This is a genomic window from Achromobacter animicus (assembly GCF_040775605.1).
Classification (GTDB): domain Bacteria; phylum Pseudomonadota; class Gammaproteobacteria; order Burkholderiales; family Burkholderiaceae_B; genus Achromobacter; species Achromobacter animicus.
Window position 1 is genome coordinate 2046492 of sequence record NZ_JAYGJK010000001.1, and the last position, 13270, is coordinate 2059761.

General features: G+C 64.9%; 11 protein-coding genes. 7 read left to right on the forward strand and 4 right to left on the reverse strand.

All coding sequences use genetic code 11. From position 1 onward, the window contains the following. Positions 1-137 precede the first annotated feature (137 nt). The gene (gene dusA / locus AB3147_RS09225) at positions 138-1118 is read left to right on the forward strand and encodes a tRNA dihydrouridine(20/20a) synthase DusA (protein ID WP_239214670.1); all 981 of its coding nucleotides are present in this window, start codon (positions 138-140) and stop codon (positions 1116-1118) included. Positions 1119-1152: 34 nt separating this feature from the next. Here dusA and AB3147_RS09230 read toward each other — a convergent pair whose 3' ends face one another. Together AB3147_RS09230 and AB3147_RS09235 are read right to left on the reverse strand one after the other, a co-directional pair. Next, a complete protein-coding gene (locus tag AB3147_RS09230) occupies positions 1153-1611 on the reverse strand; it encodes a CBS domain-containing protein (protein ID WP_056315762.1) in 459 nt (152 codons plus the stop codon). Between the two features lie 36 nt (positions 1612-1647). Continuing rightward, a complete protein-coding gene (locus AB3147_RS09235) occupies positions 1648-2961 on the reverse strand; it encodes a YihY family inner membrane protein (protein ID WP_175125011.1) in 1314 nt (437 codons plus the stop codon). A 17-nt stretch (positions 2962-2978) separates the two neighbouring features. On the opposite strand from AB3147_RS09235, the gene AB3147_RS09240 reads away from it, so the two are divergent. From AB3147_RS09240 to AB3147_RS09250, 3 genes are all read left to right on the forward strand, one after another. Continuing rightward, a complete protein-coding gene (locus AB3147_RS09240; RefSeq protein ID WP_056571311.1) occupies positions 2979-3350 on the forward strand; it encodes a DUF2069 domain-containing protein in 372 nt (123 codons plus the stop codon). Next, positions 3347-4834: a protein adenylyltransferase SelO gene (locus AB3147_RS09245; protein ID WP_367351766.1), complete on the forward strand. Its 1488-nt coding sequence runs from the start codon at positions 3347-3349 to the stop codon at positions 4832-4834. The genes AB3147_RS09240 and AB3147_RS09245 overlap by 4 nt, the downstream gene beginning before the upstream one ends. Positions 4835-5049: 215 nt before the next feature. After that, positions 5050-5769, forward strand: a complete 720-nt coding sequence (locus AB3147_RS09250) for a response regulator transcription factor (RefSeq protein ID WP_043518814.1) — start codon at positions 5050-5052, stop codon at positions 5767-5769. A gap of 41 nt (positions 5770-5810) precedes the next feature. On the opposite strand, the gene AB3147_RS09255 is transcribed toward AB3147_RS09250, so the two are convergent. Continuing rightward, on the reverse strand, positions 5811-7343 hold the full coding sequence (locus AB3147_RS09255) for a sensor histidine kinase (protein WP_218345264.1): 1533 nt from the start codon (positions 7341-7343) through the stop codon (positions 5811-5813). A gap of 8 nt (positions 7344-7351) precedes the next feature. Continuing rightward, entirely contained in the window at positions 7352-9322 is a 1971-nt protein-coding gene (locus AB3147_RS09260; RefSeq protein ID WP_367351767.1) for a bifunctional diguanylate cyclase/phosphodiesterase, read from the reverse strand. A gap of 466 nt (positions 9323-9788) precedes the next feature. Between AB3147_RS09260 and AB3147_RS09265 the strand changes: the two genes are divergently transcribed. Genes AB3147_RS09265 through AB3147_RS09275 form a run of 3 tightly spaced genes read left to right on the forward strand, consistent with a single transcriptional unit; the run spans position 9789 to position 13155 of the window. Beyond that, positions 9789-11171: a putative bifunctional diguanylate cyclase/phosphodiesterase gene (locus AB3147_RS09265; protein ID WP_175125007.1), complete on the forward strand. Its 1383-nt coding sequence runs from the start codon at positions 9789-9791 to the stop codon at positions 11169-11171. A gap of 36 nt (positions 11172-11207) precedes the next feature. Further along, positions 11208-12278, forward strand: a complete 1071-nt coding sequence (aroC, locus tag AB3147_RS09270) for a chorismate synthase (protein ID WP_218345262.1) — start codon at positions 11208-11210, stop codon at positions 12276-12278. A gap of 37 nt (positions 12279-12315) precedes the next feature. Then, on the forward strand, positions 12316-13155 hold the full coding sequence (locus tag AB3147_RS09275) for a M48 family metallopeptidase (protein ID WP_175125005.1): 840 nt from the start codon (positions 12316-12318) through the stop codon (positions 13153-13155). Positions 13156-13270 lie beyond the last annotated feature (115 nt).

The window sequence follows — 13270 nt, forward strand, 5'->3', positions numbered from 1 at the left end:
GCGGCCTCGGGCAGCGGTTCCACGTGGGGCGCCGATCCCGGCGGGCACAATGTCGCCAAGCACCGTAAAATACCGCATCCCCTTGTTTTGTAGAGTGATTCTTGGACTCCCCCGACTGGCGGCTTTGCGTCGCCCCGATGATCGACGTCACTGACCGCCACTGCCGGTACTTTCACCGTCTGCTGGCGCCGCGCGCCCGTCTGTACACCGAAATGATCACCACCGGTGCGCTGCTGCACGGCAACGTGGCCCGCCACCTGGACTTTGACGAGGCCGAGCATCCCGTCGCCTTGCAATTGGGCGGCAGCGAGCCCGACGCATTGGCGCACGCCGCCAAGCTTGGCAAGCAATGGGGCTATGACGAAATCAACCTGAATTGCGGCTGCCCGTCCGAACGGGTCCAGAAGGGCGCCTTTGGCGCCTGCCTGATGGCCGAGCCGGCCCTGGTGGCCGACTGCATGAAGGCCATGCAGGACGCCGTGGACATTCCTGTCACGGTCAAGCATCGCCTGGGACTGGACTACGACGAATCCTATGAGTTCGTGCGCGATTTCGTGGGCAAGGTCTATGACACCGGTTGCCGCGTGTTCATCGCGCATGCGCGCAATGCCGTGCTCAAGGGCCTGTCGCCCAAGGACAACCGCGAGATCCCCCCGCTGCGCTACGACGTAGTTGCGCAATTGAAGCGCGATTTTCCGGATTGCACGTTCGTGCTCAATGGCGGTCTGGCCGATGCCGGGCAGTCCGTGCAGGCGGCCGGAGCCTTTGATGGGGTGATGCTGGGTCGCGCCGCGTGGCATACGCCGCGCGTGCTGTCTGAAGTGTCAATGCAGTTGTGGCCGTCGGTGCGGCTGCCCAGCGATGCGCAGGTCGTGGACGCGATGACGGAATACGCCGCGCGTCAGGTTGCCAAGGGTGTGCCGTTGCGGGTGATGACGCGTCCGATGCTGGGGCTGGTGAATGGCCAGTCAGGAGCGCGCCGGTGGCGCCGGATGTTGTCGGATCCGGCCCTTTTGGCGGCGAACAATCCGGAACTGATCTACGACGCGTGGCGCAGCCAGCGGCATGCGCCGGGTGCGCGCGACGCGACGCGCGAGGCCGCGTCCGCCGGGATGTGAATCCGCAGCCGGCGCCGCAAGGGCGCCGGCGGGCTCAGGACTGGGCGGGCTCCGCGCTTTCGGCAGGCCAGTCGCGAATGTAGGCTTTCAGCATGTTGTTTTCGAACTGCTGCGCCGCGACGATGGCCTGCGCCATGTCGTAGAACGAAATGACGCCCATCAGGGTGGGGCCGTCCATGACGGGGATGTAGCGGGCGTGCTTTTCGAGCATCAGGCGCTGGACTTCGTCGGCGCTGGTGTTGGGCGAAACGCTGACCGGCGCGTCGTCCATGATGGAACGGATGGTCGTATCGCCTGCGCCGCCGTGCGCGTGCATGTGGCGGATGATTTCGCGGAACGTGAGCATGCCGGTCAGGGTGCCGAATTCCATGATGACCAGCGAGCCTATGTCTTGTTCGCTCATGGTTTGCACGGCCTGGGCCACGGGCATGTCGGGCGACGCCGTATAGAGCGTATCGCCCTTGACGCGCAAAATCTCACTGACCTTCAACATCGGTATCTCCTGGGGCGGACTGCGCCCTATGCTTTGCTATTTCTTGTTCGCTTCCAGTTGCAACACTGGGGCGACTCCATTTCCGGTATTTTGCGCTTCTCCGCAGAGTTCTTCCAGCGTTGGCGTGGTTTGCGGCGAATTTACGGACGATGCGATGCGCAGGATGTCGGGGTCATTGCGGACGCGGGATTGGCTTCGGTCCAGCAGGAAGCGATCCACGACGGGCGCCAGCGAGGTCTCGCGCGCGTCGCACGTCAGCATCCAGTTGTCTTCGGGACTGCGGGTGGCCAGTCCCATCTTGCTCAGCGTTTCCAGGACTTCATTGAGTTCATCCTGATGCAGCCGCAGCTCCGAGGCCAGCGTGTTGGCGGCCACGCCGCCGGGCGTCGAGAGCTGCGCGCGGCGCAGTGCGCGCAGCGCATCCAGCGCGTCGACGAACGAGGCGCCCGGGTAGCGGTTGATGTGCCAGCGTCCCAGCCGGATCAGCGGCGCGCTGGAAGCAAGCGTTGCGCCCAGCAGCACGGCCAGCCAGGACAGGTAGATCCACAGCAGGAAGATTGGCAGCGTGGCGAAGGCGCCGTAGATGACCGTGTAGGTGGGAAACCGGGTCAGGTAGAAGGCGAACGCCGACTTCATGATTTCCAGCACGATGGCCGTGACACAGCCCCCGATCAGCGCGTCGCGCCACAGCACATCGCGGTTGGGTACGACGACAAAGAGCGCGGCAAAGCCCAGGCCGGTCAGCACCAGCGGGATGAACGAGACGACGACACTGATGACTTCAGGGACGTCCTTGATGAGACCCAGCGATTCGCGGGCCACGAACGAGGTCGCCCACAAGCTGGCGCCCGCCAGGACGGGTCCGAGCGTGATGATGGCCCAGTACACCAGCGCCCGCTGCGGCAGGGGACGCTGGCGCGAGACGCGCCAGATGTCGTTGAAGGCCTGATCGATCGTCATGATCAGCAGCAGCGATGTGACCAGCAGGAACGCGCCGCCAATGGCGGTCAGGCGCGACGCCTGGTGCGCGAACTGGTTCAGGTAGTCCATGATGTTGTCCGACACGGACGGCGGCATCAGGCTGGTGGTGAGGAAGTCCTCGAGGGCGACCCGGAATTCCTGGAACACGGGAAAGGCCGTGAACAGCGACAGCACCACCGCGAGCATGGGGACGATTGCCAGAACGGTGGTGAAGGTGAGGCTGGAGGCAACCTGCAGCAGCTTTTCTTCGTTGGCGCGTTGGAGGACGAAACGAAATACGCGTCCGGTCCTCGCGACCCGGGAAATGCGCGAGGTTGGTCGTTCTTTGACCGCCGGCGTAGCGGCGGCGGGCTCGGCGGGGCGATTCATCAGGCGATAATAGCAGCATGAATCCCGAACTCAACCCCCGCTTGCGCCTCGTCGCCTCGGTTTCATTGTTTGCCCTGATCGTGCTGTGCGTCGCCTGGGAAACCGTGGTGGCGCCGGTGCGGCCGGGCGGTTCCTGGATGCTGCTGAAAGCCTTGCCGCTGGCGTTTCCGCTGCGGGGCATCGTGCGAGGCAATCTCTACACCTACCAGTGGGCGGCCATGCTGTCGCTGCTGTATCTGATGGAAGGCGTGGTGCGCGCCATGTCGGATCCGGCGCCGCTGTCCGTCTTGATGGCGTGGGGCGAGATCATCTTGTCCACCACCTTTTTCCTCAGCGCCATCTTTTATGTGCGGCCCGCCAAGCGCGCTGCCCGGAGTCAACGCGCATGAATGCCCAGTCCCTGTCCGAACTGCAAGCCGTCAACTCCTTTGCGGCCCTGCCCGAGGCTTTCTACACCCGGCTGGCGCCGCGCGGGCTGAACAATCCTCGTCTGCTGCACGCCAACGAACAGGCGGCCGCCCTGATCGGCCTGGATCCGTCGGTCCTGACCACCCCCGAATTCCTGCAGGTGTTTTCCGGCGGGCAGCCATTGCCGGGCGGCGATACGCTGGCCGCCGTCTATAGCGGCCACCAGTTTGGCGTGTGGGCAGGGCAGCTTGGCGACGGACGGGCGCATCTGCTGGGCGAGGTTCAAGGGCCCGAGGGCGCCTGGGAACTGCAGCTCAAGGGCTCGGGCATGACGCCGTACTCGCGGATGGGCGACGGGCGGGCCGTGCTGCGGTCTTCCGTGCGGGAGTACCTGGCCAGCGAGGCGATGTTCGGGTTGGGCGTGCCCACCACGCGCGCCCTGGCGCTGGTCGTTTCCGATGATCCGGTCATGCGCGAAACCGTCGAAACCGCCGCGATCGTGACGCGGATGTCGCCCAGTTTCGTCAGGTTCGGCTCGTTTGAACATTGGTCGTCACGGCGTCAGCCCGACATGCTGAAAACGCTGGCCGATTATGTGATCGACCGCTATTACCCCGAGTGCCGCGACGTGCCGACTGGCGATTCGGCGTCCGAGACGGCCCCGTATGTGAATCTTTTGCGTGAAGTCACGCGGCGCACGGCGTTGCTGATGGCGGACTGGCAGGCTGTCGGGTTTTGCCACGGCGTGATGAATACCGACAATATGTCGATCCTGGGGCTGACGCTGGATTACGGCCCTTATGGTTTCATGGACGGATTCCGGCTGGGTCATATCTGCAACCATTCGGATGCCGAAGGTCGGTACTCCTGGAATCGGCAGCCGTCCGTGGGGCTTTGGAACCTGTATCGGCTAGGCGGCAGTCTGCACTTGCTGGTGCAGGACGCCGACGCATTGCGCGCCGTGCTGGATGAATACGAAGCCATTTTCACGCGCGCGTTCCATGACAAGATGGCCGCCAAGATGGGTTTGGCGGCGTGGCGTTCTGACGATGAGGCGTTGCTGGACGATCTGCTTAAACTGATGGACGCCAATCAGGCGGACTTCACGTTGTCCTGGCGCCGGCTGGCCGACGCCACGCAGGGACAGCGCAGCGCCTTTGAGGATTTGTTTATCGACCGTCCCGCAGCTGGCGCCTGGCTCGACAAGCTGCTGGCCCGGCATGCGCAGGACGGGCGGCCTGCGACGGATACGGCGGTCGCCATGAACGGCGTGAATCCCTTGTACGTGCTGCGCAATCACCTGGCAGAACAGGCGATTCGCGCGGCCAAGGCCGGCGACGCCAGCGAAATTGAAACGCTCATGAAACTGCTGCGAAGCCCCTTCGTCGCCCAGGAGGGTTTTGAACGCTATGCCGGCCTGCCCCCGGATTGGGCTGGTGGAATCGAAGTGAGTTGCTCGTCATGAAGATAATTTTGCGATAACGTCGATGGCATTAATCCTGCGACATTCCCGGGATTAACAAAAAAATCTCGGTAAAAATGTGAAATATCGCCATTTTTTTCGCTGCAATCATTCGTTTCCATTGTAAAAGTCGTAAGATTGCCGGCTCCGGGGCATTTTTGATCGCGTGGGCGCTCCAGGGTTATTTGTCGACAATTTCAATGTAAAGCACTCTGAATATGCCTGGTGCAGATGGTTTGCTATGTATAGGACTGCTCGAGGACGACGCCGATTTCCGCGAGGAACTGGCGTTGGGCTTGGGCGGCTACGGTTTTCGCGTGGCGTTCGCTTGTGACAATGCAGTGGCGTTCTACCGCCGCCTGCAAGAGCAGCCGTGCGACATCGTCATTCTCGACGCCCATCTTCCCGGCGAAGACGGCTTTTCCGTTGCGACGCGCCTGCGTGCCTTGAGCCCGGTGGGCATCGTCATGCTGACGGGCCGCAGCGCCCTGGAAGACCGCGTCCGCGGCCTGGAGGGCGGCGCCGACGTCTACATGACCAAGCCGGTGGATTTGCTGGAACTCAGCTCCGTCATTCGCAGCCTGGCGCGCCGCATGCGGTTGGCCAAGGCGCCACGCCCGGCTGACGCCGAGACGCGCGCGTCGGCGGATACGAACTGGTCGCTGCAGGACGGCGGCTGGATCCTGGTGGCGCCCGACGGCGCCTCGCTGCACCTGAGCGCGCAGGAACGGACGTTCCTGGTGGCTCTGATGGACGCCGCGGGCAGTGCCGTCAGCCGGCAGGCGCTGGCTGAGCTCTTCCTGCCCGACAGCCCGGGCGGGTTTGAGTTGCGGCGTATCGACGTGCTGGTGAGCCGTCTGCGCGCCAAGGCGCAGAGCGCCGGACTCAAACTGCCGGTGTTGTCGGTGCGCGGTCAGGGCTACGTGTTCGCGGCCTGACCCGGCCGCGGCTGCGGCTGACGCCAAGGCCCGTGCAGCGCTTAAGCCGACTGCCCGTTGGCGGGCAGGGTGATGACAAAGCGCGTGCCCACGCCCACCTTGCTTTGCATCGTCAGCGAACCGCCCTGGCTCTGGCAGATGCGCCGGGCCAGATACAGCCCGATTCCCATGCCCTGGGTTTCGCGATGCGCGGACCGCCGAAAGCGTGGCTCGAAGATCCGGGCTTGTTCCTCTTCTCCAATCCCCGGGCCGCGGTCCACGACGGCTGCCCAGGTCATGGCCGTGTCGCCGACCCGTGTATGACCCGTCTCGATTCGCACCGGTTCGTTGGCCGGCGAATACTTGATGGCGTTGTGAATCAGGTTGCGCACGACGACGCTGGTGAGCGGGCGATCGCAGAACACCGGCTGCGGCGCTTGCGCTTCGAGCACCAGGGCATGCGCAGTATCCGGGCGCATGGCATTCACCACGTCGCGCACCAGGTCGGCCATGTCTGTCTGTTCGCCGCGCGGGCTCCAGGCATGTTCCTCGAGGCGATCCTGATTCAGCAACTGATCCATCAGCTCGGTCATCCGCGCAACCGACCGATGAATGCGCGCGAGCCGCGTGTCCACGGTTTCGCCACTGTCCGACAGGATCATGTCCAGCGATTGCGCCGCGGCGCTGATGGTGGCCAAGGGCGCGCGCAGCTCGTGCGAGATCAGCGCGTTCATCTGCCGTTGCGTGTCCAGCGCACCGGCCAGTTCGGCCAGCCGCAGTTCGCCTTGCGCCAGGTGTTCGGCGTCCGAGCCGGCGCCATTATTGCGCGCGGGCGCGGCACTGTTGGAGGCATCCAGCGCCAGCCAGACCAGCGTGCCCGACACCAGCATCAGTCGCAGCATTTCGAAGCTCGCATCCGTGGCGTCTGCGCCGCTTGCGTGCCACGCGTCGTGCCCGAGGATCCAGGCTGATGCGCCAAACGCGAGCATCAGCGCAAGGTTGGCCGGGCGGCCAGACCGCTGCCGCACCGCGCTGGCCAGGAACCACAGCGCCAGCGGCACGCTCAGCGCAGCGCACACGCCGGCAATGGCCGCAGGAAGCACTCCCGATTCCGTTTCATACACGAAGATCAGCGCCAGCGCCGCCACGCCGGACAGCGCAATGCTGATCCACCGGCACGCAACGCCCAGTCCGGTTGCAATGCGCGATCCCTGCAGCAGGGGCGCGGTCAGGGCGAGCAGGGCGGCATAAGAGGCAGCTTGCAGCGCGCCCGGCGGCATTAGATCGGGCAGCGAACGGAACAACCCTTCGACCAGCGCGAAGGCCATGCCTGCTGCATACAGCGCGTTGCGCGTGTGCGCCCAGGCCACGCCGCACACTATCGCGCAGGCGATGGCGACGCCGGCGGTCAAGCCTGAGTGCAGGTTCTCGTAGCCGGCATGTCCCCCGTCGGCATTCAACCCATAAGCGAGCGCGTAGGCCGGCCAGAAGCAGGCGCACAGCAGCAGACCGACTCCCGACCAGATGGTTGTCCGGAAGAAGCCGGGCTGGCTTGCGCGAAGGTGGCGAAAACGCCAGCGGGTGCGAAGAAACAATCCTTCCGTCAACTAGGAACCCATTGGTGATCATGCGCGAGGTCTTGCGCGTGGGCGGAGTTTACGACAGCTCCGCTTATCGCGCGGACGCCGATCCCTTCCAGCACGAGCTGCGTCGCCGTGTCCGGCACGTCAGCCGCATAGACCGACATGCCGAGCGTCATCGCGGTCGCGACTACGGTGGCGGCCAGGTGCTGGCTGCCGGGACTTTGCAGGAGACCGCCGATGAAACTGCCGCTCAGCGTCACGTACGAGACGGGAAATTCATGCAGGTGCTCCATGGCGCCAAATTGCTGTGACAGCCGCGCTACCCCGACCCGTCCGCCTGCGCCCATGACGATGTCGCAGAGTTGGCGCACATCGGCGCCTTGTTCGACGAGTCCCGCGGCGTCGACTTCCAGGATCAGCCGCGCCGACAGCGTGGGCCGGTCGTCGAGCATGCGTTCAAGACGCGCGAAGAAGGATCCTTGGGCAAGGGTGGCAAGCGATACCGGCACTGTGAGTGCGCCGTCATGAGTGAACAGCCAATCGAGACCCAGACGGATCGCCTGGATATCGCATTCGGCGGACAGGCCCAGGCGCACGGCTGGAGGCATGAAGATTGAAGCCGGCACGGGATCGGTGCCGGAAGCATCGTGCAGCGTCAGGCAGGCCTCGTGGTGCAGCAGGGTGCCCGACAGGTCATGCAACGGCTGTGCCGTCAGTGAGAACCGGTGCTGCTCCAGCGCCGTCACTAGCGCGTCGTGCCAGCTGTATTCACCGATGCGGGTGCTGTCGGCGGCCTGGCTTGCCGGCGTGATCTGGTCGTCGTCCGCGCTTTCGGCGCACATCAGCGCATGATCCAGACGCGCGAGGATGTCGCTCATGTTGTCGCCCGGCGCGAACGCCGCCATGGCCAGCGCCCACCGGCACCATCCGTATTTGTCCATCGGCACGCGCAGCGACCGCAGCTCGCGCCGCACGCGTTCGGCCAGCACGCTGGCCTGCGGCGCCGAAGTGCGCGGCAGCAGCAGGGCAAAATCCGATCCGCTGATCCGGGCGATCAGCGTGCCCGGACCGCCGAATTCCTGCACCAGCTTGCGCAGGCGGTCCGACGATGAGCGCAGCCACTGGTCGGTGAAGGCCCGCGACAGGTGCCGATTGATCTGTGCGAGGTCGCGTTGGCGGAACATCAGCAGATGGCCGCCGGCCTCGTCGGATTTATCTGCCAGCGCAAGCCGGAACTGGTCGACAAAATGCTTGCGGTTCGACAGGCGCGAGATGGGATCCCGGTAGATTTCGCTTTGCAGCGATTCGATGCGCGCATTCTGCTCCTCGACCGTGGCGGCGACCCGGCGCTGCGCATCGACCAGCGCCTGGTCCACACCGGGCACTTCGCACGAACCGCTCAGTGGCGCATCGGCGCCGGGCGCCAGCGCGCGCACGCGTTCGCAGATGTCGCGCGACGTGCGGGCTTCGATCCAGCGCACGAGATTGGTGGCGAACAGTGCCCAGAATGCGGCCGCGGCCAGCACCAGACCCAGAACGCGGATGCCGCCTTGCCACAGCGTGTCGCGAGCCAGGCGGGCATCGGCCTGCACGGTGAGGGTGCCTTTGCCTTGCCCGCCAGGGATGACGAACGGCCGGGAAATGGCCGGTGCTTCCATGTTCAGCCAGCCGGCGCGCCAATCGCGCTCCCGGCCTGCGGCAGCCGGTCCCGACCGGCGCTCCACACGCAGCGCGTTCCCTTCGTTCGTGATATTGACCAGCGAATACAGGCCCTGCCCGAACAATTCATCGGCAAGGGCGACCTGCTCGCTATGGCTGCCGGAACTGTGCGACAAGGCCCACGCGAGTGCATTGGCGCCCGATTCGCTTTGCTGGGCGAGCTGCGTATTCAGATAGCGGTGCGCCGCCAGCATCCCGAGGGCCTGGGCGCCCAGCAGGATAAAGCCGACCAGAAGGGCGGAGCATAAAAGCAGCCGGCGTAGTGTGGGCATGTATTGGCGAATCCCTTCCTGGGCCTGTGCGGGATAAAAACCTGGATATCAAACGTGACACACGTTACGAAACAACAGCCAGCAGCGGTGTCACGGTACTGGGACCTGTCACAGAACGCACAGAATATTACGAAATGCTCGATCGTATCCGACAAGGTGTGCAATTATTTCGCTCGTGAGAATTGGCCCTTTGAGAACTATTGAGACACTGCGTATTAATTTTTGGGGTTGCGGTGTCGTAGATGGGTCGAGGCGTGGCGAAAGGACCGGCCAGAGATCGCCAATCCGGGACCCCGCCATGACCGCTGCGAGCAACATAGGATCCGAAGAAAGTCAGGAGAAGGAGGCGCGTTGCCTCCGAAATGTGGCGTTTTTTTGCGAAAACAATGCATAATTTAAAATATGTTACAGCCCCTGGGCCCGTGATCGGGCCGCAACGCCGGGGGCGTTTGGATAGGGGGGCTCCGTGCGTGAGAGTTACCTGCTCGCACTGTGCCTGACGCTCGCGGGCGCACTTGCAGCGATCAGTCTGCTGTTCTTCCGCCGGGACCGCGCGCTGCGCCGCCGCCTGACGCGGGATGAACTGACCGGCCTCCTCAGCCAACAGGAGTTGCATCGTCGCGTGCGTACCTGGCTGGGCCAACCCCAGGGTACGACGCGCCGCGGCGCCTTTTTTCTCGTCAGTTTCGAACACTACGCGCAGATCAGCGCCATGCTGCGCGCCGGCGAAGACCAGGCATTGCTGGTGCAGGTGGCCGATCGCATCAGCCTGGTCGCACGCGCGCTCGGTGGGATGGCCGCGCGCTCCGGGGCCGATTCGTTCACCGTCTGTGTCCCCGGCGTGGACGAGGAGGGGGCTGCCCAGGTGTCCGCCAAGCTGCTGGCCGACCTGAGCGCGCCTTATGAACTGGGCGCCCGTCCCCTGATTGCCGTCTTCCGGATTGGCGCGGCGCTGTATCCCGCCCACGGCCGCAGTGTCGAGGAGTTGCAGCGCTGCGTGCAGGTGGCGATGGTGCCCCTCAAGGATCGGGGCGGCGAGGGCTGGAATCTCTTCGACTTCCGGCTGCTGGCGCGGCAACGGGATCAGCAGGGCCTGGAAAATGACCTGAGGCTGGCGCTGACGACACCGGCCATGGAGCAGTTTGAACTCTATTACCAGCCGGTCTGCGACAGCGCGACCGGCGTGGTGCAGGGGTGCGAGGCGCTGCTGCGCTGGCATCACCCCGTGCTGGGCAGCGTGTCGCCCGCCGTGACAATCGAATTGGCCGAGCGCAGCGGACTGATCGTGCCGCTGGGCGCCTGGATCCTGGAGCGCGCCTGCACGCAGGCGGCGCTCTGGCCGTCGGCGTGGCGCGTCCACGTGAACCTGTCGGTCAAGCAAATGAACGAAGACGGGTTGGTCCAGCTTGTATCGGACGTGCTGGCGGCCGCCCGGCTGTCGCCGCGCAAGCTGGTGCTGGAGATCACCGAATCCATCTTCATCCTGCACTACGAGCGGCACGTGAAGATCCTGAACACGCTGCGCGACATGGGCATCGGGGTAGCGCTGGATGACTTTGGTTGCGGCTATTCCAGCCTGAACCATCTGCGCCATCTGCCCATCGACTGGGTCAAGATCGACCGCAGCTTCATTTCAGCCCTGGAATCGGACGCCGGCAGCCGCGAGGTGGTCTCTGCGCTGTTCGGCTTGTGCCAGGCCATGCACCTGCCGGTCGTGGCCGAAGGCGTCGAAACCGAAGGGCAGCGCGAAATCCTGAAGTCGTTGGGATGCCGCGTGATGCAGGGCTTTCTGCTGGGGCGGCCGGCTCCCGCCGCCGAAATCCAGGCTTTGGCCGCGGCGGTGTCATAATCGGGGTTGCTTGCAAACCCGACCTGTTGACTCCTTATGCCCGGCAATACCCTAGGTACTCTTTTTACCGTCACGAATTTCGGCGAATCCCATGGGCCGGCCATCGGTTGCGTCGTGGACGGCTGTCCTCCGGGACTGGCCCTGGACGCATCCGATATCCAATACGAACTGGATCGCCGCCGCCCGGGCACCTCGCGCCACGTGACGCAGCGCCAGGAAGCCGACCAGGTCGAGATCCTGTCCGGCGTCTATAACGGGGTCACCACCGGCACGCCCATCGGACTGCTGATCCGCAATACCGACGCGCGCAGCAAGGACTACTCCAACATCGAGGACACCTTCCGTCCGGGCCACGCCGACTTCGCCTACTGGCGCAAATTTGGCGTGCGCGACCCGCGCGGCGGCGGACGTTCCTCGGCCCGGCTGACGGCGCCCACCGTGGCGGCCGGCGCCATCGCCAAGAAGTGGCTGGCCGAGCAATACGGCGTCAAGGTGCGCGGCTACATGAGCCAGCTGGGGCCTGTCGCCATCCCGTTCGTTTCGTGGGACGAAGTGCCCAACAATCCCTTCTATGCCCCCAACGCCGACGTCGTCCCCGAACTGGAAGCCTATATGGACCAGTTGCGCCGGGACGGCGATTCCATCGGCGCGCGCATCGAAGTCGTGGCAGAGAACCTGCCGGCAGGCTGGGGCGAACCCATTTACGACCGCCTGGACGCCGACATCGCCCACGTCATGATGGGCCTGAACGCGGTCAAGGGCGTTTCCATTGGCGCCGGCTTCGACTGCATCACGCAGCGCGGCTCGGAACATGGCGACGAGATCACGCCCGAGGGCTTCCTGAGCAACCACGCCGGCGGCGTGCTGGGCGGCATTTCGACCGGCCAGCCCATCACCGTGTCGCTCGCGATCAAACCCACGTCGAGCATCCGCGTCGAGCGCCGCTCGGTCAACCGCGCCAACGAGCCGGTGATGGTGCAAACATTGGGCCGCCACGACCCGTGCGTGGGCATCCGCGCCACGCCCATCGCCGAAGCCATGCTGGCGCTTGTGCTGATCGACCACGCGCTGCGCCATCGCGGTCAGTGCGGCGCGGCGCCCGTCTGATACGTTTTCCCGTAGTTGAATTGGCTTGGAGGCCGACATGAAACAGAAGCGACATTTTCTGCGCAATGCCGGGGCCGTGCTGTCGCTGGCCGTGCTGGCCGGCTGCACCAGCATGAACACCACGCAGTCAGGCGCCGTGGGCGTTGACCGCAAGCAATACATGTCCACGATGGTGCCGGCGCAGGCGCTGGAACAGGAAGCAAACCAGCAGTACGCCGACATCCTGCAGGAGGCCAAGTCCAAGGGCCTGCTGGATCGCGACGCCAAGCAAGTGGCGCGCGTGCGCGAGATCTCGCAGCGCCTGATCGCGCAGGCCGGCGTGTTCCGTCCCGATGCGGCCAACTGGAAATGGGAAGTCCACGTGCTGTCCAGCGACGAGGTCAACGCCTGGTGCATGCCGGGCGGCAAGATCGCCGTCTACACCGGCCTGATTTCGCAGATCAAACCGACCGACGATGAGCTGGCCGCGGTGCTGGGCCACGAGATCGCCCACGCGCTGCGCGAACATGCGCGCGAGCGCGTGTCCCAGCAGATGGCGACCAATCTGGGCTTGCAGGTGTTGTCCATTGCCACGGGATCCAAGGCGGCGTCGGACCTGGGCGGTGAGTTGACCAGCGTGATGTTCACTTTGCCCAACAGCCGCACGCACGAGACCGAAGCGGACCGGATGGGCGTGGAACTGGCGGCGCGGGCGGGCTACGACCCGCGCGCCGCTGTGACGCTGTGGCAGAAGATGGGCGCGGCCAGCCAAGGCAGTGCCCCGCCCGAGATCTTGTCGACCCACCCGTCGGCCGCCTCGCGGATCAGCGATCTGCAATCGGCTTCGCAGAAAGTGATGCCGCTTTACGAACAGTCCAAGGGTCAGGCCGCGCGTTAAGACGGCAAGGCGTTACGCTGACGACGCGGCCCGCGCGGCAATGCCTGCGCGGGCCGTTTTGCATGGTCCTTGCCTGGCGGTGGGGCCTGTCTGATCCCCCAACCGCAGGTCCTTG